Source organism: Acidithiobacillus sp. YTS05 (assembly GCF_024396695.1).
Lineage (GTDB): Bacteria > Pseudomonadota > Gammaproteobacteria > Acidithiobacillales > Acidithiobacillaceae > Igneacidithiobacillus > Igneacidithiobacillus copahuensis.
Window position 1 is genome coordinate 1,422,266 of sequence record NZ_CP094359.1, and the last position, 22,475, is coordinate 1,444,740.

22 protein-coding genes are annotated in these 22,475 nt (G+C 57.2%); 18 read left to right on the forward strand and 4 right to left on the reverse strand.

Annotated features, from left to right (window positions below):
* The first annotated feature begins 93 nt into the window (after nt 1–93).
* The 8 genes from bufB to MQE22_RS07085 all read left to right on the forward strand — a co-directional run bounded on the left by bufB (nt 94) and on the right by MQE22_RS07085 (nt 6,125).
* Complete coding sequence (bufB, locus tag MQE22_RS07050; protein ID WP_215871141.1) at nt 94–975, forward strand: MNIO family bufferin maturase; 882 nt, start codon at nt 94–96, stop codon at nt 973–975.
* Nucleotides 968–1,681 (forward strand): HvfC/BufC N-terminal domain-containing protein, encoded by a 714-nt coding sequence (locus tag MQE22_RS07055; RefSeq protein ID WP_215871140.1) that lies wholly within the window; start codon nt 968–970, stop codon nt 1,679–1,681. The genes bufB and MQE22_RS07055 overlap by 8 nt, the downstream gene beginning before the upstream one ends.
* 75 nt (nt 1,682–1,756) lie before the next feature.
* On the forward strand, nt 1,757–2,362 hold the full coding sequence (locus MQE22_RS07060) for a sigma-70 family RNA polymerase sigma factor (protein ID WP_255789435.1): 606 nt from the start codon (nt 1,757–1,759) through the stop codon (nt 2,360–2,362).
* Nucleotides 2,359–2,688 (forward strand): zf-HC2 domain-containing protein, encoded by a 330-nt coding sequence (locus tag MQE22_RS07065; protein ID WP_215871138.1) that lies wholly within the window; start codon nt 2,359–2,361, stop codon nt 2,686–2,688. The genes MQE22_RS07060 and MQE22_RS07065 overlap by 4 nt, the downstream gene beginning before the upstream one ends.
* Before the next feature lie 18 nt (nt 2,689–2,706).
* A complete protein-coding gene (locus tag MQE22_RS07070; RefSeq protein WP_215871137.1) occupies nt 2,707–3,057 on the forward strand; it encodes a DsrE family protein in 351 nt (116 codons plus the stop codon).
* A 10-nt stretch (nt 3,058–3,067) separates the two neighbouring features.
* The gene (locus MQE22_RS07075; protein WP_215871136.1) at nt 3,068–3,673 is read left to right on the forward strand and encodes a thioredoxin fold domain-containing protein; all 606 of its coding nucleotides are present in this window, start codon (nt 3,068–3,070) and stop codon (nt 3,671–3,673) included.
* A 38-nt stretch (nt 3,674–3,711) separates the two neighbouring features.
* Nucleotides 3,712–4,482, forward strand: a complete 771-nt coding sequence (locus MQE22_RS07080) for a hypothetical protein (protein ID WP_215871135.1) — start codon at nt 3,712–3,714, stop codon at nt 4,480–4,482.
* A gap of 125 nt (nt 4,483–4,607) precedes the next feature.
* On the forward strand, nt 4,608–6,125 hold the full coding sequence (locus MQE22_RS07085; protein ID WP_215871134.1) for an FAD-binding domain-containing protein: 1,518 nt from the start codon (nt 4,608–4,610) through the stop codon (nt 6,123–6,125).
* 284 nt (nt 6,126–6,409) lie between these two features.
* Here MQE22_RS07085 and MQE22_RS07090 read toward each other — a convergent pair whose 3' ends face one another.
* The 4 genes from MQE22_RS07090 to MQE22_RS07105 all read right to left on the reverse strand — a co-directional run bounded on the left by MQE22_RS07090 (nt 6,410) and on the right by MQE22_RS07105 (nt 8,208).
* The gene (locus MQE22_RS07090; protein WP_215871133.1) at nt 6,410–6,676 is read right to left on the reverse strand and encodes a hypothetical protein; all 267 of its coding nucleotides are present in this window, start codon (nt 6,674–6,676) and stop codon (nt 6,410–6,412) included.
* 72 nt (nt 6,677–6,748) lie between these two features.
* The gene (locus MQE22_RS07095; protein ID WP_215871132.1) at nt 6,749–7,057 is read right to left on the reverse strand and encodes a hypothetical protein; all 309 of its coding nucleotides are present in this window, start codon (nt 7,055–7,057) and stop codon (nt 6,749–6,751) included.
* 22 nt (nt 7,058–7,079) lie between these two features.
* Nucleotides 7,080–7,574: a DsrE family protein gene (locus tag MQE22_RS07100; protein WP_215871131.1), complete on the reverse strand. Its 495-nt coding sequence runs from the start codon at nt 7,572–7,574 to the stop codon at nt 7,080–7,082.
* Between the two features lie 37 nt (nt 7,575–7,611).
* Nucleotides 7,612–8,208 (reverse strand): cytochrome P460 family protein, encoded by a 597-nt coding sequence (locus MQE22_RS07105; RefSeq protein ID WP_226826866.1) that lies wholly within the window; start codon nt 8,206–8,208, stop codon nt 7,612–7,614.
* 185 nt (nt 8,209–8,393) lie between these two features.
* On the opposite strand from MQE22_RS07105, the gene MQE22_RS07110 reads away from it, so the two are divergent.
* From MQE22_RS07110 to gltB, 10 genes are all read left to right on the forward strand, one after another.
* Nucleotides 8,394–11,135 (forward strand): type I restriction endonuclease subunit R, encoded by a 2,742-nt coding sequence (locus MQE22_RS07110; RefSeq protein WP_215871130.1) that lies wholly within the window; start codon nt 8,394–8,396, stop codon nt 11,133–11,135.
* A gap of 50 nt (nt 11,136–11,185) precedes the next feature.
* Nucleotides 11,186–11,431, forward strand: a complete 246-nt coding sequence (locus tag MQE22_RS07115; protein WP_215871129.1) for a type II toxin-antitoxin system Phd/YefM family antitoxin — start codon at nt 11,186–11,188, stop codon at nt 11,429–11,431.
* Nucleotides 11,421–11,708: a type II toxin-antitoxin system RelE family toxin gene (locus MQE22_RS07120; protein WP_215871128.1), complete on the forward strand. Its 288-nt coding sequence runs from the start codon at nt 11,421–11,423 to the stop codon at nt 11,706–11,708. Before MQE22_RS07115 ends, MQE22_RS07120 begins: the two co-directional genes overlap by 11 nt.
* Complete coding sequence (locus MQE22_RS07125; protein ID WP_255789436.1) at nt 11,705–13,246, forward strand: restriction endonuclease subunit S; 1,542 nt, start codon at nt 11,705–11,707, stop codon at nt 13,244–13,246. The genes MQE22_RS07120 and MQE22_RS07125 overlap by 4 nt, the downstream gene beginning before the upstream one ends.
* Nucleotides 13,243–13,977, forward strand: a complete 735-nt coding sequence (locus tag MQE22_RS07130) for a HipA family kinase (RefSeq protein WP_255789437.1) — start codon at nt 13,243–13,245, stop codon at nt 13,975–13,977. Before MQE22_RS07125 ends, MQE22_RS07130 begins: the two co-directional genes overlap by 4 nt.
* Entirely contained in the window at nt 13,974–14,810 is an 837-nt protein-coding gene (locus MQE22_RS07135; protein ID WP_255789438.1) for a DUF3037 domain-containing protein, read from the forward strand. The genes MQE22_RS07130 and MQE22_RS07135 overlap by 4 nt, the downstream gene beginning before the upstream one ends.
* Nucleotides 14,807–15,694, forward strand: coding sequence for a GIY-YIG nuclease family protein (locus tag MQE22_RS07140; RefSeq protein ID WP_255789439.1), 888 nt, complete (start codon nt 14,807–14,809; stop codon nt 15,692–15,694). Before MQE22_RS07135 ends, MQE22_RS07140 begins: the two co-directional genes overlap by 4 nt.
* Before the next feature lie 34 nt (nt 15,695–15,728).
* The gene (locus tag MQE22_RS07145; RefSeq protein ID WP_255789440.1) at nt 15,729–17,201 is read left to right on the forward strand and encodes a type I restriction-modification system subunit M; all 1,473 of its coding nucleotides are present in this window, start codon (nt 15,729–15,731) and stop codon (nt 17,199–17,201) included.
* Between the two features lie 65 nt (nt 17,202–17,266).
* Nucleotides 17,267–17,926: a hypothetical protein gene (locus MQE22_RS07150; RefSeq protein WP_215871123.1), complete on the forward strand. Its 660-nt coding sequence runs from the start codon at nt 17,267–17,269 to the stop codon at nt 17,924–17,926.
* 128 nt (nt 17,927–18,054) lie between these two features.
* Nucleotides 18,055–22,473 (forward strand): glutamate synthase large subunit, encoded by a 4,419-nt coding sequence (gene gltB / locus MQE22_RS07155; RefSeq protein WP_215871122.1) that lies wholly within the window; start codon nt 18,055–18,057, stop codon nt 22,471–22,473.
* Nucleotides 22,474–22,475 lie beyond the last annotated feature (2 nt).

The following is a 22,475-nucleotide window of genomic DNA, read 5'->3' on the forward strand; positions in this document are numbered from 1 at the left end:
GTGAAAGCCTGGACCATTTTTCAGCAAACAGGATGTTTCCTCATGAATCTTACCGGGAAACATGAGAAAGCCTCTTTTTCAGGAGAATATCGCATGCTCGACACCCTCCAAGCCCATTCGGTCGCTGGCCGACGGACAAACGATGTTGTTCCCGCCGCTGCGGGGATTGGCCTCCGTGCCCCCCATTATGCCGAGGTGCTGGCAAGTCGCCCGGACGTTTCCTGGATGGAAGTGCACAGCGAAAATCTGTTTGCTCCGGGAGGTCGGGTTCATCAAGTGATGGAGCGGGTTCGCCAGGAGTATCCCTTGAGTCTGCATGGTGTGGCCCTCTCCCTGGGCAGCGCAGATCCGCTGAATGCCCGCCATCTCCGTCAACTCCAGCAGGTAGTTCGACGCTATGAGCCAGGCCTGGTTTCCGAACATCTGTGCTGGGTTTCCGTGGGCGGGCAGTATCTCCATGATTTACTGCCGCTACCGGGAACCGAGCTCATGTTAGATCACCTGGTACCGCGCATTCTGCAGGTCCAGGAAGTGTTGGGGCGTCAGATACTGATAGAGAACGTTTCCGCCTATCTGCACTATTCCGGAGAAAGTCTGCCCGAATGGGCCATGCTCAATGCCCTGGTAGAGAGAACCGGATGCGGGCTGCTGCTGGATGTCAACAACTTGTATGTCAGCAGCCGGAACCAGCGCTTTGACCCCCTGTTTTATCTGGCGAATCTTCGGTTGGACGCAGTGCAGGAAATCCACTTGGCAGGATTCAGTATCGAAGAAGTTGCTGATACCCGTGTCCTGATCGACACCCACAGCCGCGCGGTGTGGCCTGAAGTATGGGATTTATACGAGAAAACCCTACAGCTCCTGAATCGCCGAGTGCCAACGCTGATCGAATGGGATGTCGATCTGCCCAGCCTTGATGAGCTGTTGCGAGAGGCTTCGGTCGCCCAAAAGCACCTGGAGAGAACCCATGGATGAGATTCGCCAATGGCAGGAACGGTTTCGCGATGTGCTCTTCTCCTCCGATGACGGAAAGACATTGCGCGGGCTTTCCGGCTGCATTCCTCCCGAAGTCTCCACCGTGATCTATCGCAACAATATCCTCGAAGGCTTTCGTCTGGCGTTGGCCGACATCTATCGGACAACAGAACAGCTACTGGGAGAGGAGTGTTTTCGGGCCCTTTGTCGCGAGTATGTGCAGAACCATCCCTCTGCCAGTGGCGATCGCAATGCTTACGGCCAAGAGCTGAGCTCCTGGCTTGTGGGACACCCACTCGCCCATACAATCCCGTATCTTCCTGATCTAGCCCGTTTGGAATGGCGTCAGCATGAGGCATACCTCGCGGAGGATGGTTTCTCGGCACTGGGGCTGCACAACTCCGCGCGCCTGGTGGAGTCGGACTATCCTATTTTTTCCATTTGGGCATTCTGCCAGGACCCGGAAAACGCCGGGACTCTAGACCTGGACCACTTGAGCGCAGAATCAATCTTGGTCGCAAGACCCACCGAAGAAGTCCTGATGCGCCCTGTTGGGCCGGCTGAGGCACGCTGGTATGGGTTCTTGTTGTCCGGGTACGGCATCCAGGAAGCCGGACAAATGACGATTGCAACAGAACCGGACTTCGATCTTGCAACCTTTGTGAAGAACGCAGTGGCAGAGGGGCTGATCAGGGAAGATGGATAAACGATGGTACTGGCCCACGCGACAATCGCACGAGAACGGGAAGACTTGATGGCAAGCACTGTGGAGACGAAGACAGTGAACACACCAACAGCGGAATCGGCGGAGAGATCCTCCCCTGAGTCTTGGGTGGAACGATATGGAGACGCCCTGTTTCGTCACGCATTGTTTCGTTTGAATGGCAACAAAGCATTGGCCGAGGATCTTGTCCAGGAAACCTTACTAGCGGCTTGGGTTGGTCGCAAGGAGTACGCAGGTGCTGCACGAGAGCAGACTTGGATGTTCGGAATTCTGGAACACAAGATCCTGGATCATTTCCGTCAGCAGAAACGGCATCCTCAAGTCTATCTGGAAGACCGGGATGGCGGAGAAGACGAAATGGAGCAGCTGCTGTTCCAGGCCGATGGGCGATGGGCCTTGCGACCTGGGAATTGGGGAAGGAATCCAGAAAACCTGGCAGAAGATCAAGATCTTTTGCAGGCAATACAACGATGCTTCGAGGGCTTGCCAAAAGCACAGCAAATGGCCTTTATGCATCGAGAGTGGTATGGGGAGGATACCGCCTGCTGTGCAAGGCTTCTCGAGGTGAGCATCGGTCATCTGGCCGTTCTTCTGCATCGAGCGCGGCTACGCATTGCCCGATGTCTGGAGGCATATTTTCCCCAAGGAGAGGTTCATTCGTGAAAAAAGAGCATTTCATGATGACCTGCAAGGAGGCTGCTCAGAGCATATCGCGAAACCAGGACTTGCGATTGCCATTGGGTGAGCGCATTAAATTACGTATGCACTTATTGTTCTGTGCTTCCTGCCGCCAGTACGATCGACAGGTTCGCTGGCTGCATCAAACTTTTTCGACCGTGGCAGCACCCTGGCGCGAGGCACATCTGGGGGATGAGTTCAAATCACGCCTTTGCCAACAGATGCGACGGTCTGAAGCAAAGGCAGGTCCCGGCGAAGGCAATCTGGAAGGAAAGCGCGATGCGACGGATTCAACGTCGATTGATCAGTGAGCGAAAAAGGAGTGACTAATGAGCAAATTGGCAGTAGTTCTGTTATCAGACATGAAGGAATCGGTAAAAGTAGAGATGGCTATGCGCTTTGCTTTGGTAGCCCAACAAGAAAAGCTACTCGATGATCTGCGTTTTTATTTTTTTGGACCAGGGGTTCGGGTCCCAGGGCAGATTTTGGAGAGTGGTAGTGAACTCGAAAAGGTATTGCAACAGCTTTTGAATAGCGGCATGACGACCGTAGCCTGCGTCTACAATGCACGACAAATGGGGGAGGCGGAACACCTGCAGAAGGCGGAAATCGAGGCACGGGCTATCGGACCGGAACTGACGCGGCTGGTCGCGGATGGCTATCAAGTAATGACGTTTTAGAGGAACAAAAATGGCAAAAACATCCACTCGAGGCGTGTTGACAGTTCTGTTTATCACATCTGCTTTCTTTTTTTCTGCCATTCACGACCTGGCCAACGCAGCAGATCGCTCCCTGACGGCAGCACAGGCTGAGCAAACTCTGTGGGATCAAGTACTGCCTGAGCGCCTGACCTACATTCAAGATGGCCATGGCGGCCCAATCATCTATGACTTTCAGGACCCTAATTGCCCCTATTGTCACCTGTTATACGAAAACGAGGTGCCACTGATTCGGGCAGGGAAACTCACGGTTCGATATGTTCCAGTAGCTATCCTGACCCCGCAAAGTCCTGGAGAAGCCGCTGCATGGTTGTTGTCTTCTCATCCTCTGGCGACACTGCAGCATTTCGAGACCATGGTCGGTCCCGTCTTGCGTACGGGCGACTATGATCAGCTCCCGCATCGAGCGTTAACCCCCAAAATAAGTAAAGAATTGCAGGTCAATAAAGCGATGTTCTTGCGCTTGGGCTTTGATGGCACTCCGGCCCTTTTGTTCCGGGACAAAGATGGTGAGCTCGGTCGTGTTCCTGGCCTCATCTCCACCAAACAGTTACGCAGGTTGCTCCCGGAACTTTGATAAGATACAAGCTCCGGCTACGGAGAAGGCTGACTGCGATGTATCCTGCGTTTCGACAATACATTGGCATCGATTATTCTGGTGCAGGAGATCCGCAGCGCAGCCAGAGCGGAATTCGGGTTTTTCTTGCTGAGCGCGATACCGCGCCAGTAGCGGTGTCTTCACCAAAAGTACACGGAAAACATTGGTCCCGACAGGCCTTGGCCGAATGGCTACGCGAGGAATTGCGCATGGGCGTACCCAAGTTGGTGGGCATTGATCACGCATTTTCCTTCCCAATGCAGTATTTTGACCAGTATCACCTGAAAGCCGACTGGAATGAATTTCTGGTCGATTTTCGCCAGCACTGGCCTACGGATATTCAGGCGGTGGAAGCTCTACGCCGTCAGGCCGAACAAATGCGAACCGGCAAAGCCACCTGGCGCCGACTGACGGAGATACGGGCAGGCGGTGCAAAGTCGGTATTTCATTTCGACGTTCCCGGGCAAGTAGCCAAATCCACTCACGCGGGACTGCCCTGGCTTCTCTTTCTACGCAATGCGCTCGGTGACCGCATTCACTTCTGGCCGTTTGATGGCTGGGAAATTCCCGCAGGAAAGTCCGCGCTCGCTGAGATTTACCCATCCCTTTGGAATCATACTTTTCCGATAGAAAACCGCACACCCGATGAGCATGATGCCTACGTTTCTGCGGCATGGCTCTGTACGTCTGACCAGGACGGTAGTTTAGCGAATTATCTACGACCCGATCTCACGCCAGAGGAATATCGCTATGCTCAGATTGAGGGCTGGATACTCGGCGTACGATGAGATCAGTGCCCCGCGACGCACAGAGAGATTGCGGAGTCTGGCTATCGCTGCAATTCCTCTGCATACTGAGGCTGATGGATTTATCAGTCGTTGGATGAGACACAGACCTGATCCCGGAGTTGCCCATGTCTGCCCCGAATATCGTCTGGTTCAAGCGCGATTTGCGTGTGCGGGATCACGAACCGCTGCAACGCGCTGCAGCCATGGGCTCGGTGCTGCCTTTGTACGTGATCGAAGTAGAGTTGTGGCGGCAAAAGGACATGTCTGCACGACACTGGCAATGGCTGCGAGCGCGACTGCAGACACTGGATCAGGAGCTACGCGAACGCGGAGCAGCACTCACCATACTGCGTGGCGATATAATCGAAATATTCCACAAACTCCACGCAGAGTTGGGCATCAAGGCTGTCTATGGTCACGAGGAGATCGGGAACAGCTGGACCTATGCCCGTGATCGACGCGTTGCTGCCTGGTTGCGTCAGCGGGGAATTCCATGGGAACAGTCTAGCCAGGATGGCGTGCAGCGCGGTCTGAAAGATCGAGATCGATGGCAGGCCCAGCGCGATCGCTTTATGCGTTTGCAGATAGCAGAAGCCCCCGCCACCCTGTGCGGTATCCAGCCTCCCCTGGGCAGTATCCCCACTACGCAGCTCCCAAGCGCAGAAGATCTCGACCTGGACGAGCCACTTCTCGAGCAGCATATCCCCGTCGCGACACCTGCCGCCGCGCACGCACAATTGCAGCAATTCATTCGGGAAAAACAGCAGCACTATCTGGCCGGTATGTCGAGCCCACGCACGGCTTTCAGAACCTGTTCGCGCCTCTCCCCCTACCTCGCTCTTGGAATTTACAGCACGCGTCAGTCCGTTCAAGAGCTTGCCGCCGCGCAACGTTTGAGGTCCAGTCGCGGTCTGAGTGCTTTGCAGGCGCGCCTGGCGTGGCGGGGACACTTCATGCAAAAGTTCGAAGACGAGCCGCGTATCGAACACGAGAACCTGCAGCGTGCGCTCGACGGACTACGAGAGTCAGAGTTTGACCGGACGCGCTTTGACGCCTGGTCTTGCGGGGAAACCGGCTTTCCCTTGGTCGATGCCTGCATGCGGTCTTTGCAAGCGACTGGCTGGCTAAACTTTCGCATGCGCGCCATGCTCGTTTCCTTCAGCAGCTACGCACTGTGGTTGCATTGGCGGGAGCCGGCCTTGCATCTTGCTCGCCTTTTTCTGGACTATGAGCCCGGGATTCATTACCCACAGGTGCAGATGCAAGCCGGAACCACGGGGATCAATGCCTTACGGATCTACAATGTTACCAAGCAAGCGCAAGAGTTGGACCCCGAGGGTACCTTTTTGCGGCAGTGGCTTCCCGAACTCGCCGCCTTGCCAGCCCCATGGATTCAGCAACCGTGGCTTTTGCCCAGAGAAACTGCAAGAAGATACAACGTCGAGCTGGATCGGGATTATCCCTCGCCAATCGTGTCTCTTGCGGTCGCCACGCGCCAGGCTCGCACCCGAATCTACGCTGCGCGCCGGGCCTCGGCAGCTCGAGAGGAAGCAGAACAAATTCTGCAACGTCACGGTAGCCGTAAACGTAATCGACTTCCACGATCCAAGCCGGAAGAAACAAAACAGCTTTCGTTATTCTGAATCCGTGATATCAAGCAATCCGGATTCTCTCTCCTCTCTAATCATCGAGGTGCTTAATGAGAAAGATACTGCGTATACTGCTATTGGTGGCAGGAATATTTTTCATACTTTTTGGTTTGCTATTTTTCCTGCAAGGAACAGGGATTTTTCCGTATCCGAGAACTAGCTTCATGATCAATGAAAGGATATGGGTATTACGAGGCGCGATACTTTTTATTCTTGGATTAATTCTCCTGATCATTCGTTGGGTATTAAAAAGAAAATAATATCAGATACCCCTCCTGCTAGTTCTGGTAATTTTTTAAATGTAGACCTGGGCGCGCATTGCTCTCGGAACACTTGGCGATCTCCTGATGCATCTGCGCAATGCTTGGCAGATATTTATTGTCAGCCAGATCGCCCTGGATCAGAGAAAACTCCTGCAGTGATGATGAAGAATGCAACCAGTGGGATGCTTGGCACTCGGAAGCGAGGACCGCTTTTTTGGACACACCTTTACCCATTCCTATCCAGCCAGCCACATGGCGCAGAAACGGATGTTCTGCCGCCATAACCGCTTCGTGGTATGCCTTCTTTTCGCGAGTCCCTGCGATCGCCACCAACCAAAGCCAAGTTCTTCCCAATTAGGAGACACTGGTATTCAAGATGGTGGGCGAAAGGGCAACGCAGTGTCCTGGTTCAGGAATGCTGGAGAAATATGGGACATAGGGAATATGCCCCACCTTGGCAATGATCTTGGAAGAATCGACGTACAATGGGATATGCAAACCCGAGAGTTTCTCCGCAGCGGCCTTGCTAGCGTCGTAACCAGTCAGCGCATGCGCCGACAGATATTCGCAGGCTTTGCTGGAATCACCAATGATCTTCGCAGAGGCCGTGACTGCCGTTTCTAGTAGCGCAACTGCAACTACAAATAAGATGAAGGTTTTCATTTTTTTCCATTGCGAATGGTTGTCAATACACCGGAACGAGTGCATAGCCCTTTTCTTGGTAAGCGATCACCGAGATGAATCCACTTTCGACGGGCTGCACGTCTGGAATGAGGCTTTTGGGATGGACATCCATCCCATGCATGGCGACGCCACAAGCTTGAAATGACACGCCGAGTTTGCTGAGTTTGGCGATTTCCTGTTGCAGTTCAGCCACGCTCCGCTCGTCCATGTAGGAAATTCCACGACGATCCTTGGTCAAAAAGGCAACATCTGGACCTATAAAAACCACAATAAACTGAGGCTTGACGTGCTGCTGAAGCAACTGTTTCCTGGTAAGAGCAATGACCTGGATCAGATGATCTACGGCCTCTGGCTTTTTAATGTTGACCAAAAATATTGCCTTGGCCGAGTGCAGCCCGGAAAGTGCCGCAGAGTCATTGAGGCTATCACCAAAAGCAGAGGATGCCACGGCGAATAACGGTAATAAAAGAACCAACAATATTCTTAGCGTCTTCATGAGCTTGACCTATGGTCTATCGCTCGCGCGCACTACTTCATTTAACAACCGCCTCAGGGTGCTCTTTGAGGAGAGATACGTAAGCTGGATTCATCTCCTGCTTCGGGAAAAAGGCTTTCCAGGTACGAATGGATAGCAATTGCTGCGGCGGCGGGGCAAATACGAAATCCTGCTTCTGTACCATCGTGTGGCATGCAATACAGGAACCTATCTTCCCGAAGGAAACCATGGTCCCATCAGGCTTGTAGGCTGCCATGACCCAATTTCGATCCGCTGCATCATACCCGGCAAGCTTGAGCATAGCTGTCACACCCGTTGGTTTTCTATTTTTGTTGAAGTTTTCCTTTACGAGCAGACTGTCATTTTTATATCGGGAAACATGGATGATGCCCCCTGCCTGAGAAATGGACTGAACGGCAGCCGCATTGGCGAGATCGATCGTAAAGGCATCCACTGTGCGGGAGCCAGCCTGAAATGGAGAACTTTCAGGCATGATGGCCTGATTCTTCTGCAGAACCTGGATTTCCTGCCAGAGCGCCTGCGGCGTAGGCACACTCTCCACCCCAGCCATCGCAATTCCGATTCCCGCTCCAAACATTCCAAGCGCTGAAACCGAATATAAGAGATTTCTCAATGGATTCGCCTCCTATGCGGGTGCCTCTGCAAATAAACTACGCCCAACCCAAACAAAACACCAGTTTCGCTTCTTTCCGTACCGATCGTTTGCTGATGCAATGACAAAAGAGAAGAAAATCCGTTACAATAACGCAAAGGATCCGTCCGCTATGCGATATCGGCCCCAAGGTTGAAGGACCGCTCATGAAGCCCGAAGACAACGCCCGCAAACAGATTGACGAGCTGCTCCGGCAAGCGGGCTGGGCCGTATGCGACCCGCAGGATGCCCATATCAGCGCCCATCGCGGCGTCGCCATCCGTGAATTCCCCCTCAAGTCCGGCCACGGCTTTGCCGACTACCTGCTCTACGTGGATGGCAAAGCCGCCGGGGTCATTGAGGCCAAAAAGGCCGGCGTCACACTCTCCGGCGTAGAAATTCAGTCTGATCGCTACAGTCAGGGACTGCCCGACGGCCTGCCACGCTGGGCCGACCCCCTACCCTTCGCCTACCAGTCCACCGGCATCGAGACGCGCTTCACCAACGGCTTCGACCCTCAGCCCAAGGCCCGGTCGGTCTTCGCCTTCCATCGTCCCGAGTTGTTCACCGACTGGCTAAGCAGTAGCAAGCTGGGCATAGCTGAAACCGCCCCAAGCTATCTGGACCCAGGCAAGACCTTTCTCGCCCGCCTGCAGCACCTGCCACCGCTGGTGGAAGAAGGCCTTTGGCCCGCGCAGATCAAGGCCATTACCAACCTCGAGCAGTCCCTGCGCGATGACCGCCCGCGCGCCCTGATCCAGATGGCGACCGGTTCCGGCAAAACCTTCACCGCCATCTCTTTCCTCTACCGGCTGATCAAATTTGCAGGTGCGCGGCGCGTTCTGTTTCTGGTCGATCGCGGCAACCTCGCCGACCAGACGCTGAAGGAATTCCAGCAATACAACTCGCCCTACAACAACTTCAAGTTCATCGAGGAATACATCGTCCAGCGCCTGAGCGGCAACACCTTGGATACCACCGCACGGGTCTGCATCTGTACCATCCAGCGCCTATACGCCATGCTCAAGGGAAGCGATCTGCCGGAAGACCTCGAAGAAATGCCTGCTGAGGATCTCGGTGGCCTGTTCAAGCGTCCCGACCCAATTGAGTACAACCCGAAGCTTCCCATCGAAACCTTCGACATCATTGTCACCGACGAGGCCCACCGCTCTATTTACAAGCTCTGGGCGCAGGTATTGGAGTATTTCGACGCCTACCTCATTGGGCTGACGGCCACGCCCGGCAAGCAGACCTTTGGCTTCTTCCACCAAAATCTGGTGATGGAATACAACCACGAGATGGCCGTAGCCGACGGCGTCAACGTCAACTACGACGTCTACCGTATCCGCACCGCTATCACCGAGCAGGGCAGCAAGGTCGAGGCCGGCTACAGCGTGCAGATCCAGGAGCGCGAAACCCGCAAGAAGCGCTGGGAACAGCTCGACGACGACTTTGCCTACGACCCCAATCAGCTCGATCGCGACGTGGTCGCACCCGATCAGATCAGAAAAATCATCCAGACCTACCGCGATAAGCTCTTCACCGAAATCTTCCCCGATCGTACCTGGGTGCCCAAGACCCTCATCTTCGCCAAGGACGATGCCCACGCCGAGAACATCGTTGAAATCGTGCGCGAGGAATTTGGCAAGGGCAACGACTTCGCCCAAAAAATTACCTACCGCACGACGGGGGCCAAGCCCAAAGATCTCATCAACGAATTTCGCACCAGCCCCATGCCGCGCGTCGCTGTCACCGTGGACATGATCGCCACCGGCACCGACATCAAAGCGGTGGAAGTCGTTTTCTTCCTGCGCGCCGTCAAATCCCGCGCCTTCTTCGAACAGATGAAAGGCCGTGGCGTGCGGATCATTTCTGCCGACGACCTGCAAAGTGTCACGCCTGACGCCCGCGCCAAGGACCATTTCGTCATTGTCGATGCCGTGGGCGTCTGCGAGCAGGACAAGACCGACTCCCGCCCCATGGAGCAGAAGCCCACCGTCAGCTTCGAAAAACTCCTGCAGGCCGTCGCTTTCGGCAATACCGAAGACGAAGTGCTCACCTCGCTGGCCGGGCGCCTGGCACGCATGGAGCACCGCATCACCGCGGAGAACGACCAGCGTATCCGCGAAGCCACTGGCGGCATCGGCCTGAAAGACCTAGCCCACGGCATCATCGCCGCGCTCGACCCGGATGAACACCCTACCCCGGAAGCCCACCGGCAGGCCATCGAAACCGCCGTGCGCCCGCTGCATGACCCGAAAGTGCGCGAGCTGCTGGCCGAGATCAAACGGCAGGATGACATCATCATCGACACCGTTAGCGCCGACGAAGTGCTGGAGGCGGGCTTCAGCGCCGACGCCCTCGACCGCGCGCGCGGCATGGTGCAGAGCTTCGAGCAGTTCATCGCCGAGCACAAGGACGAGATCACCGCCCTGCAAATCCTCTTCAACCGTCCCTATCGCCAGCGGCTGGACTTCAAGGCCGTGCGCGAACTCGCCGACGCCATCGAAAAGCCGCCCTATCTGTGGAACGAATCCCAGCTCTGGAGCGCCTATGCCGCACTGGAAAAATCCAAGGTCAAAGGCGCCTCTGGACGCCGCATCCTCACCGATCTCGTCTCGCTGGTGCGCTTCGCCATCCATCAGGATAACGAACTCATCCCCTTCCCCGAGCGCGTCAACGCCAATTTCAAGGCTTGGCTGGCGCTACAAGGTCAAACCTTCACCCCCGAACAACTGCTCTGGCTGGAAATGATCCGCGACCACATCGCCGGCAACCTCGGCATTGAGCCGGACGACTTCGAGTACGCCCCCTTCGCTCAACAGGGCGGGCTGGGCAAGGTACATCAACTGTTTGGCGAGAAGCTGAATGCGATCATCGAAGAATTGAACGAGACGTTGGCGGCATGACAATTAACAACTAAAATTGAGACCAAATTATCGCTCTCGAGGAGCCGGAAATGGAAATTCTGTATACCAACGCATCAATCAGCATCAGTGAGCTGAAAAAGAACCCTTCTGCGGTTATCGAGGAAGCGGACGGCTTTCCTGTTGCCGTGCTCAACCACAACAGACCCGCCGCTTATCTGGTGCCCGCTGCTGCGTTCGAGGCCATGATCGAAAAGCTCGACGACATCGAACTGGTCCGCATGGTGAAGGAGCGCGAACACGAGCCCACCATCAAGGTCTCGCCCGATGACCTATAGCCTCGAATTCCGGGATAGCGCCTGGAAGGAGTGGCAAAAGCTCGACCGCCTGTTGCGCGAACAATTCAAGGCCAAGCTGCTGGAGCGGCTGGAAAACCCCCGCGTCGAATCCGCCCGGCTCTCGGGCATGCCCGACTGCTACAAGATCAAGCTGCGCGCCGCCGGATACCGGCTGGTCTATCGGATATTCGACGAACGCGTCGTGGTGGTCGTAGTGGCCGTGGGCAAGCGGGAGGACAGCGCCGTGTATCGCAAGGCGAAGGGGCGGATGAAGTGAACGGGGGAGAGAAACTGGAGCAAGCCGAGGGCTCGCTGGAGGCCAGGGTTTCTGCTTCATTGGCGGATGGCGAAGCAGGGCGCATCACGCGGCACAAAAGTGTAGAAATCTTATTGGACCATTTGCGTCCCTATCCGTCCATGGCAATTGAAGATGTCGCCGAGGTGAATCCCAGAGCCAGCAAGGCTTTGATACCAGAAGACTTGCCCGTTTCGTTCGTTCCAATGACCGCCGTTGGCGCAGCCGACGGATCAATCCTCGTCAAAGAAACTCGGCCTGCTGGTGAAGTAAAGAAAGGATTTACCGCTTTCCTTGAGGGGGACGTACTCTTTGCCAAGATCACCCCCTGTATGGAAAACGGCAAGATGGCGGTAGTGCCTGCGCTGGAAAACGGCTATGGATTTGGGTCCACCGAGTTTCACGTGCTCCGCCCCAAGTCAGGCATGGACGCCAAGTATCTCTATTACTATGTTTCGAGCCAGGCATTCCGAAGTGAGGCGGAGCGGTATATGACTGGTGCGGTGGGTCAGCGGCGCGTGCCGACGACTTACATCAAAGAGTGTAAGATCCCAGTCGCACCCCCCGACCAACAAAAACGCATCGTCGCGGAAATTGAAAAACAATTCTCCTGCCTCGACGAAGCCGTCGCCAACCTCAAGCGCGTCAAGGCTAACCTGAAGCGCTACAAAGCCGCCGTCCTCAAAGCCGCCGTCGAAGGCCGCCTCGTCGAAACCGAAGCCGAACTCGCCCGCCGCGAAGGCCGCAGCTACGAGACCGGCGAACAGCTCCTGCAACGCATCCTCGAAACCCGCCGCAGCCAGTGGCGCGGCAAGGGCAAATACAAAGAACCCGCTGCGCCCGACACCACCGACCTGCCCGAATTGCCGGAGGGGTGGACTTGGTGTGGCTTCGAACAGGTTTCCTTATCGAATAAACACGCTTTAAAGGCTGGACCCTTCGGCAGTGCCTTGAAGAAGGAAATGTATGTCGAGGCCGGCTACAAGATTTATGGACAAGAGCAAGTAATTAGTGGTGATCCGACGTTTGGCGATTACTTCATCGACGAGGAAAAGTACCGCGAGCTGGAGAGTTGTGCTGTCAAGCCGGGGGACCTGCTAATTAGCCTCGTAGGTACGGCAGGGAAAGTGTTAGTGCTCCCGCCAAATGCGGTACCCGGCATCATCAATCCACGCCTTCTGAAACTATCTCTAAATCAAGCTTTCATCGCGCCAGCGTATGCGGCATACATGCTTCAATCCGCTTGGGCGAAGCATTATTTCAAGTTGCAGGCACACGGTGGAACGATGGAGATTTTAAATCTTGGAATTATCAAAGCGCTTCCAGTCCCACTGCCGCCGATTGATGAACAACACCGCATCGTCGCCGAAGTTGACCGCCGCCTTTCTCTCCTACGGGAAACAGAGGCCCAGGTGGAAGCCAATCTCCAGCGCGCCGAGCGCCTGCGCCAGTCCATACTGAGTCGGGCATTTTCCGGTGATCTGGTGCCGGTCCAGCCCATGAAAGAGGGCGCCGCTTGACCGTCGAGATTGTCGAAATCATCGACCGTTCTACTCAGGGGATGACTCGACCGTTCATCTGCCGGGGCGACGATGGCGCGGTGTATTTCGTCAAAGGGCGCGGAGCCGGCAGGCGTAGTCTGATTTGCGAATGGATTGCCGGTCAGCTCGGGCAACGCCTTGGCCTGCCGATTGCACCGTTCGAGATTGCCGAGATTTCTACCGCACTACTCGCCATTGCCCCACGCAACGATCTCGCTGATCTGGGCGCAGGTAAGGCCTTTGCCTCCCGCAAACTGGAGGCAACGGAACTGAACGTCTCCCAGATACCCATGGTACCTGCTCAGGAGCAGCGCGATGTCCTTGCCTTTGACTGGTGGATCTGCAATAGCGACCGGACCCTGGGAGACCGGGGAGGAAACCCAAACCTGCTCTGGGATGTGGTAAATGACAAGTTGGCGGTCATTGACCATAATCAGGCCTTCGATCTTCAATGCTCAGCGCGCGACTTTGAGGGGATTCATGCTTTTTGGGGGCAAGCTCCGATGCTCTTCCAGGACTGGGTAACCGAACAGATCTATGCCGAACGCTTTGAGCAGGCAATGCTGGACTGGGAGTCGATCTGTGATAGTGTCCCTTCCGAATGGCGGTTTCTGGACGACGAGCAAACGGTGCCCACCAATTTTGATTTCCAAGCTATTGGCCAGTGGTTGATGCGATACCGTACAGACGATTTCTGGGTACCAAGATGACCAAAATCCCTTGCCTCTATGCCATTGCTCGCTTCTTGCCCTTCGTGGAGACGGGGGAATTTGCCAACGTAGGCATCATTCTGCTCGCCCCGGGGGAAAAGTATTTTGGCTTTCGTTTGCTGGACCGACGTTATGCCCGCATAACTAGCTTCTTCCCAGAAATGAAATCTGGAACCTACAACAAGACGATCCATAATGTACGCGAGGAACTGCAGCGTATTGCCGCTATGCTGCAAAAGTGGGACGGCGAACAGGTGCAGCATGGCAACGCGGATTTCGGCAGGATGCTCTTTGCTGAACTCGTTCGACCGCGGGAAACCATCATCAGGTTCAGTGAGCCCAGATCCGTGCTTGCCGCAGACCCAAAGGAACAGCTAAACGCACTCTACGACTTGTATGTGGGACGGAACTTTGCCACCAAGGAATATCAGGAAAATTTAATGGTGAAGGGCTTGCGCGACTGGCTGGCTGCTGCCCGGCTGGCAGATCGTTTTCATGAAGAGCGCTTGGGGGATGACATCTATGGGGCGAAATTTCCCTTCGTAGAAGGTGGACCCGAACATCCGCTGAAAGCGATCAAGCCGCTTTACCTGGCTCATGACGATCCCAGCAGAATCATTGATCACGGCGGCCAATGGGCTCTGCGTACAGCCAGACTTCGTAAGCGTCAGCTACTGCCGCAGGAATTGCTATTCGCCGTAAAAGGACCAGACGAACAGGGTAACAGATCTGCCGCCTATGAGGAGGCTGTCGAAGAACTCCGGCAGACCGGTGTCAACGTTCTCCCTTTCGCAGACAAGGAACATATCCTTCGTTTTGCCGCCTCCGCATGAGCGAATCGCAGATGCTCCACGCACAACCGTTTTCTCTCCGCATCTTTGTTGCCGACGGTGACCCGGATGGTCTGCGCTTTGCGGAGCGATCCAATTGGATTGGTAAGGCGATCATTTTTCCCCGCGCCTTGTTGCCAAAGATCAAACAGCGTCCAGAGCTGGATCAGACCGGGGTCTATATTCTCCTGGGACCACGCGAAGACGGTGAGGGAGAAATGCTCTATATCGGTGAGGGGGATCCCGTGCGTGCCCGTCTGGAGAGCCATTACGCACAGAAAGACTTCTGGAATCGGGCAATCTGCTTCATCGCAGCATCTGGTCAAATCAACAAGGCGCATGTGCAGTTTTTGGAAGCGCAGCTCCTTCGCTTGGCAAGATCAGCCAAACGATTGCCCCTGGACAACGTCAACCAACCGACTGACCCCAGCCTCTCGGAGGCAGATCGCGCCGATATGCAGGTTTTTTTGGACAATCTACTCGGCATGCTGCCGGTGTTGGGTGTCCACGCCTTTGAACCGACGGCGACAATGGCAGGTTCATCAGGGCAAAGAATGCTTTTCTGCAAGGGGAAAGGGGCGACTGCGCGTGGTTACGAGGCTACCCAAGGATTCATAGTCAAGACAGAATCCGAAGCGGTAGCCGAGACAGCACCTTCGATGCAACAGCATGTGCGCGGCATGTACGACCTGCGCGAGGAGCTGATTAAGAACGGTGTATTGCAACGCTCTGACAACGGATTCCGTTTTGCCCAGGATTACGTGTTTAGCTCACCCTCCACGGCTGCTGCGGTCATACTTGGACGCAGTGCTAACGGTCGTATGGAATGGAAGGACCAAGAGGGCCGGACTCTGAAGAGCTTGCAGAACATAGAGGCGTCATCCTAGTGGGTATGCGGACCCAAAATCTGTGGGGAATTTCATGAACACCGCCACCATCGTCCAAAAACTCTGGAATTACTGCAACGTTCTGCGCGACGACGGGATGTCGTATGGCGACTATGTCGAGCAGCTCACTTATCTGCTGTTCCTCAAGATGGCCGACGAGCGCACCAGGGCGCCCTACCACCAGCCGAGCCCGGTGCCGGAGCAGTACGGTTGGCCGAGCTTCCTCAAGAAAGATGGCGACGAGTTGTTCGACCACTACCGCCATACCCTGGAGGCGCTAGGCAACCAGAAGGGCCTGCTCGGGTTGATCTTCAGCAAGTCGCAGAACAAGTTCCAAGACCCGGCCAAGCTGCGGCGGCTGGTGGTCGATCTCATCGATAAGGAACAGTGGGTGTCGATGAGCAGCGATGTGAAAGGCGATGCCTACGAGGGCCTGCTGGAGAAGAACGCCCAAGACACCAAGTCGGGTGCAGGCCAGTATTTCACCCCGCGCCCGTTGATTCAGGCCATTGTGGAGGTCATGGCCCCGAAGCCCGGCGAGACCATCTGCGACCCGGCCTGCGGCACAGGCGGTTTTCTGCTTGCGGCGCACGACTACGTGGTGCAGCACAACCCGCACATGACGAAGGATCAGCGCAGGAAACTCAAGGAGGAAACCTTCAAGGGCTGGGAGCTGGTGCAGGCCACGGCGCGGCTCTGCGCCATGAACCTGCTGCTGCACGGTATCGGTAGCCAGGACTTCGAGCCCATCGTGGTGAGCGATTCACTGGCCGCCGACCCCGGTGACCGCTTCGACCTGATCCTGACCAATCCGCCCTTCGGCAAGAAGAGCAGCACCACCATCGTCGGTGAGGAGGGCAAGGTCAGCAAGGAGCGCGACATCGTCGAGCGTGGCGACTTCTGGACCACCACCTCGAACAAGCAGCTCAACTTCGTCCAGCACGTCAAGACCCTGCTCAGGCAAAACGGCCGCGCCGCCGTGGTCGTGCCCGACAATGTGCTCTTCGAGGGTGGCGCCGGCGAAACCATTCGCCGCAAGCTGCTGCACGATTGCGACGTGCACACCCTGCTGCGCCTGCCCACTGGCCTGTTTTACGCCCAGGGCGTGAAGGCGAACGTGCTGTTTTTTGTCAAAAAGCCTGCCGGTGAGGCCCCATGGACCAAGAAGCTGTGGATCTACGACCTGCGCACCAATCTGCACTTCACCCTCAAGACCAACCCCTTGCGGCGCGAAGACCTGGAGGAATTTGTCCAGTGCTACGGCGGTGTAGGCCATCTACGCTCGCCCACCTGGTCAGAAGAAAACCCGCAAGGCCGCTGGCGCGCCTACGACTACGAGGAACTCGTCAACCGCGACAAGGCCAGTCTGGACATCTTCTGGTTGAAGGATGATTCGCTATCCGATTCCGACAACCTGCCCTCGCCAGAAGTAATTGCGCGTGCGATCATCGAAGATCTGGAGGCGGCGCTGGAGCAGTTTCAGCTACTCGCCAACCACGAGCTATAGACTGCCGCGCCCGCAAGGCGCCGGGCAACCAGTGGCTGCGGGATAGACCTAGCGAGGAATGACGGATGAACGCAAGAAGATTCTCTCTCGAGCCAACGACATCATTGTCTGTCAGAAAACTGGTGTCGTGGCTCGCCATTCCGGCAATTCTGGGCATACTGGGGGGCTGCGCCTATTACCCCTACGGCTACTATCAGAGCGGCTACACGAGCTCGGTCTACGCAGCGCCGGGGGAGTATACCTACTTCGATTTGCAGCCCGGATATGCGCAATATTACTCGCCACCGCTCTATGCTCAATACATGCTCTGGTATTATTACCCGCGGCAATATTATCAGTACTATCCTGCTCCACCGCCGCCGTTACCACGCGGTGCTCCCCTGCCAAGGCGACCGCCCTACGGTTCTCCGCCGCCGCCTCCCGGTACTTTTTTCCAGCGCTTTGGGCAGCGACCAACGCAACCGGATTTTCGTCCCGGCAGGCCGGATTTTGAGAATCGGAGACCTGATCGCCCCCTAATGCAGGGGTTTCCGAATGCCCAGCGACCAGTAGCACCGCCCGACCGCTACCAAGGCCAGCTCGTACCCAGGGAGCGTCCGCAGAATTTCGCGCAGCGCCCAGGAAGTGCCGCGGAGCAGCGACGACCGGACGCGGGCAGAGAGCAGGACCAACGCCATCCGCAACGGAGGCGCGGCCCACAGGACCGGCAGGACGGACATCCCTAGTGCTCTTACCCCGAGGCTTAGGCCGCTGCGGATTACCAAAACGGCTTGGTTTCTGCTGCATCAGCGGCTTATAATGGTAGCCCTTTCGCCATAGGGCGGGAGGGAATGGTCCGGCCGATGGTGAAAGCATGACAAATAATCTCTACTCTTCAGATTTTGAACGCGATTCTTGTGGTTTTGGCCTCATTGCCCAGATGGACAACCAGGCCAGTCACAGCATCGTGGCCACGGCCATCGGCTCGTTGGCCCGCCTGACCCACCGTGGAGCGGTCGCCGCCGACGGCAAGAGTGGGGATGGTTGCGGGCTGCTCATCCAGATGCCCCAGGACTTTTTCCGCGCCGTGGCGACCGAGTCGGGCATTACGCTGCCAGCGCGCTTTGCCGTTGGGCAGTTTTTTCTGCCTCGCGACGTGCAGCGGGCAAAGGGAATACACCAGATCATTGCGGAAGAAGCGCAAGCCCTGGACCTTACCCTGCTTGGCTGGCGTGCCGTGCCCACCGTGGCCGAGGCCTGCGGTGCGGAGGCGCTGAAGACTCTCCCTGGCGTCGAGCAGGCATTCCTCAGCGGAGAGGAAGCAGACGACGATGCCTTCGAACGCCTCTGTTACCGTCTGCGCCGCCGGGTGGAAAAGCGCTGCGCGTCCGACAGCGATTTCTTTGCGGTCACCTGCTCCAGCCGGGTGATCGGCTACAAAGGGCTGGTCATGCCCGAGCATCTGCCGGATTTCTATCCTGATCTGCGCGACCCACGTTTTGCCTCGGCGCTGGTCAGCTACCATCAACGCTTCTCCACCAATACCTGGCCGGAATGGCGTTTATGCCAACCCTTCCGCATTCTCGCCCACAACGGCGAGCTGAACACCATTCAGGGCAACCGCAACTGGGCACGGGCACGGGCCCCCCTGCTGCAATCCGATCTCCTGCCCATGGAGGAGGTGCTGCCAGCAGTGGGTGGCGGCAGTGATTCCTTCAGTTTGGACAACATGCTCGAACTGCTGGTGCAAGGTGGGATGGACTTCTTCAAGGCCCTGCGCCTGCTGGTTCCCCCGGCTTGGCACAATGTCCCCAACATGGCCCCGGAACTGCGCGCCTTCTATGAATATCACTCCATGCGCATGGAGGCCTGGGATGGCCCTGCCGGTTTGGTGCTCAATAACGGCCAGATGGCGGTCTGCGCTCTGGATCGCAACGGCCTGCGACCCGCGCGCTACGTCATCACCCGCGACCGCATCATCAATATTGCCTCGGAAGTGGGCGTTTTCGACTACGCACACCAGGATATCACCGCCCAGGGACGGGTGGGGCCGGGGCAAATACTTGCGGTAGACCTGCGCAACGGCCAGCTACTGGACAACGCCAGTATCGACCTGCGCATCCAGAACAGCGCCCCCTACGGCGACTGGCTGGCGGAATATGCCGAACATCTCGATGCAGATGACGATGCGCCGGAAATCGCCCGCCCGGTGACGGATCTGGTTGCCTGGGAAAAGGCCTTTGGCGTCAGCATGGAAGAGGAAGACCAGGTCATCCGGGTGCTCGCCGAAGGAGGCCAAGAGGCGGTTGGCTCCATGGGCGATGATACCCCGGTGGCGGTGCTTTCCACCCAGCCGCGGCACCTGGCCGACTACTTCCGCCAGCAGTTTGCCCAGGTTACCAACCCGCCGATCGACCCGTTGCGGGAATCCCTGGTCATGTCCCTGAATGCCATTTTGGGGACGGAAAGCAATCTCTTTGCCGAGCGCCCGGAGTATGCGCGGCGTATCGAGGTGCACTCCCCGGTACTATCCGATGCGGCCTTTCAGGCGCTGATTTCGCGTGCGGAACCCGCCTTCCGCGCGCAGATTTTCAACATCTGCTACCCGAGCAGTGCTGATCTCGAATCTGCGGTCAGCAGTCTCTGCGCCGAAGTCGTGGCCGGGGTGCAGGCCGGAGCCGTCATTGTGGTACTGGACGACAGCGGATTGCAGAAGGATCAGGTCTATATCCCCGCGCTCATGGCGGTGGGTGCGGTGCATCACGCCCTCATAGACGCCGGCTTGCGTACTCGCTGCAACATTCTCGTTGCTACCGCCCACGCCCGCGACCCCCATCACTTCGCCACCCTCATCGGCTACGGCGCTACCGCAGTGTATCCCTACCTCGCCTACAGCATAGTGCGTAGCCTGGCCGAGCGCCGCGCCTTCAGCCAGCCGGTGGGGGTAAGCAAGGCCCTGGCCAATTATCGCAAGGGCATCGACAAAGGCTTGTACAAGATTCTCTCTAAAATGGGGATCTCCACCCTCGCCTCCTATCGCAGTAGCCAGCTCTTTGAGGCGTTGGGCCTATCGTCGCGGGTGGTGGAACGCTGTTTTCGCGGTACGGTCAGCCGCATTGAGGGCGCGGATTTCCGGCACCTGGAAACCGACGTACGGCGCCTGCTGGCAGATGCCTGGCGTCCGCATCGACGCATGAGTGCCGGCGGTCAGTTGAAATATATCCATGGCGGCGAATACCACGCCTACAACCCGGATGTGGTTGCCAGTCTACAGGCTGCCACCCGTTCCGGCCGCCAGGAGGACTATCGCAGCTTCGCCGAACTGGTGAATGGACGGCCGGTCACCAATCTCCGCGACCTACTGGATCTGCGCGGCGGCAAGGCGATCCCCTTGCATGAAGTGGAACCGGTCGAGGCCATCACTCCGCGCTTCGATACCGCGGCGATGTCCCTGGGTGCGCTCTCTCCCGAGGCCCATGAGGCCCTGGCCATTGCCATGAACACTATCGGTGGGCGTTCCAACTCCGGCGAGGGCGGCGAAGACCCTGCCCGCTATCACAACAACAAGGTCAGCAAAATCAAGCAGATTGCTTCTGGCCGTTTTGGGGTGACGCCGGAATACGCGGTCAATGCCGAAGAGCTGCAGATCAAGATCGCCCAGGGCGCCAAGCCCGGCGAAGGCGGTCAGCTGCCTGGTCACAAGGTCAGCGGCATCATCGCGCGCCTGCGCTACGCCAAGGAAGGTGTGGCGCTGATCAGCCCGCCACCGCACCATGACATCTACTCCATCGAAGACCTGGCACAGCTCATTTTTGACCTCAAGCAGGTCAATCCCGGCGCCTTTGTCTCGGTCAAACTGGTCTCCGAGGCCGGCGTGGGCACCGTTGCTGCCGGTGTGGCCAAGGCCTATGCCGACCGCATCACCATCGCTGGCTACGATGGCGGGACTGGCGCCAGTCCGCTCACTTCGGTCAAGTATGCGGGTTCCCCCTGGGAGCTGGGGCTGGCGGAAACCCAGGTCACCCTGCGCAAGAACTTCCTGCGCCATCGCGTGCGTCTGCAGGCCGACGGTGGTTTCAAGACCGGGCTCGATGTGGTGAAAGGTGCCCTGCTCGGCGCCGAGAGCTTCGGCTTTGGTACCGCGCCGATGATCGTGCTCGGCTGCAAGTATCTACGGATCTGCCATCTCAACAACTGCGCCACGGGCGTGGCTACTCAGGATGAGACCCTGCGCAAGCATTTCAAGGGACTGCCGGAACTGGTGATCAACTACTTCCGCTTTGTTGCCGAAGAGGTGCGGGAGATCATGGCCGAACTCGGCATTCGTCGCTTTGACGATCTGGTCGGACGTAGTGACCTGCTGGAGATCGGTAAGGCCAGTACGGAAAAGCAGGCCGCCCTGGATCTGCGTCCGCTGCTCGGCAATGCCACGCTGGAAAATGCTGATCACAACATCCATCAGCAGGATCGCAATCCGCCCTTCGACCGCGGCGAACTCGCCGAGCAGATCGTGGCCGATGCCCGCCCGGCCCTGGAGGAGAAGATCCCCACGCGGTTGCACTACCGCATTCAGAACACCCACCGCTCCATTGCCGCAAGGCTGGGAGGCGAGATTGCCAAACGCTATGGCAATGCCGGTCTGCCCGATGACTGCATTCATGTCGAGCTGCACGGCACCGCTGGTCAGTCCTTTGGCGCCTTCTCGGTACAGGGCATGACCCTGCGTCTGCACGGCGATGCCAATGATTATGTCGGCAAGGCCATGAATGGTGGCCGCATCATCATCGCCCCGCCCGAAAATGCCCCCTATGTTGCCGCAGAATCGGCCATCATCGGCAACACCTGCCTCTATGGTGCCACCGGCGGCATGCTGCACGCCGCCGGCCGCGCCGGCGAGCGCTTTGCGGTGCGCAACTCCGGTGCGGTTGCGGTCATCGAGGGCGCCGGAGACCACGCCTGCGAATACATGACGGGCGGTCAGGTCATCATTCTCGGCCGGGTTGGCGTCAATTTCGGTGCCGGCATGACCGGTGGTCTCGCCTTCGTGCGCGATGCCGAGGGCCAGTTTCCCAATCGCGTCAATGGCGAGCTGGTCAATGTCCATCGTATCGATACCGAATCCATGCGCGGCTACGAAGTCTTACTGAAGCGCCATATCAAGCGTCACGCAGAATGGACTGGCAGCCTGCTGGCCCAGGATTTACTGCACAATTGGTCGCGTTTTGTTGCACAGGTCTGGCTGGTGGTGCCCAAGGCGGCCAAGCTCGATGTGTTGCTCGAAGAAGCCAGCTGACC

Excerpts from the sequence above, each read along its gene's own strand:
- bufB (WP_215871141.1), top strand. The coding sequence starts at position 94 with ATGCTCGACACCCTCCAAGCCCATTCGGTCGCTGGCCGACGGACAAAC.
- MQE22_RS07055 (WP_215871140.1), top strand. The coding sequence starts at position 968 with ATGGATGAGATTCGCCAATGGCAGGAACGGTTTCGCGATGTGCTCTTC.
- MQE22_RS07070 (WP_215871137.1), top strand. The coding sequence starts at position 2,707 with ATGAGCAAATTGGCAGTAGTTCTGTTATCAGACATGAAGGAATCGGTA.
- MQE22_RS07075 (WP_215871136.1), top strand. The coding sequence starts at position 3,068 with ATGGCAAAAACATCCACTCGAGGCGTGTTGACAGTTCTGTTTATCACA.
- MQE22_RS07080 (WP_215871135.1), top strand. The coding sequence starts at position 3,712 with ATGTATCCTGCGTTTCGACAATACATTGGCATCGATTATTCTGGTGCA.
- MQE22_RS07085 (WP_215871134.1), top strand. The coding sequence starts at position 4,608 with ATGTCTGCCCCGAATATCGTCTGGTTCAAGCGCGATTTGCGTGTGCGG.
- MQE22_RS07090 (WP_215871133.1), bottom strand. The coding sequence starts at position 6,676 with ATGGCGGCAGAACATCCGTTTCTGCGCCATGTGGCTGGCTGGATAGGA.
- MQE22_RS07095 (WP_215871132.1), bottom strand. The coding sequence starts at position 7,057 with ATGAAAACCTTCATCTTATTTGTAGTTGCAGTTGCGCTACTAGAAACG.
- MQE22_RS07100 (WP_215871131.1), bottom strand. The coding sequence starts at position 7,574 with ATGAAGACGCTAAGAATATTGTTGGTTCTTTTATTACCGTTATTCGCC.
- MQE22_RS07110 (WP_215871130.1), top strand. The coding sequence starts at position 8,394 with ATGAAGCCCGAAGACAACGCCCGCAAACAGATTGACGAGCTGCTCCGG.
- MQE22_RS07115 (WP_215871129.1), top strand. The coding sequence starts at position 11,186 with ATGGAAATTCTGTATACCAACGCATCAATCAGCATCAGTGAGCTGAAA.
- MQE22_RS07120 (WP_215871128.1), top strand. The coding sequence starts at position 11,421 with ATGACCTATAGCCTCGAATTCCGGGATAGCGCCTGGAAGGAGTGGCAA.
- MQE22_RS07135 (WP_255789438.1), top strand. The coding sequence starts at position 13,974 with ATGACCAAAATCCCTTGCCTCTATGCCATTGCTCGCTTCTTGCCCTTC.
- MQE22_RS07140 (WP_255789439.1), top strand. The coding sequence starts at position 14,807 with ATGAGCGAATCGCAGATGCTCCACGCACAACCGTTTTCTCTCCGCATC.
- MQE22_RS07145 (WP_255789440.1), top strand. The coding sequence starts at position 15,729 with ATGAACACCGCCACCATCGTCCAAAAACTCTGGAATTACTGCAACGTT.
- MQE22_RS07150 (WP_215871123.1), top strand. The coding sequence starts at position 17,267 with ATGAACGCAAGAAGATTCTCTCTCGAGCCAACGACATCATTGTCTGTC.
- gltB (WP_215871122.1), top strand. The coding sequence starts at position 18,055 with ATGACAAATAATCTCTACTCTTCAGATTTTGAACGCGATTCTTGTGGT.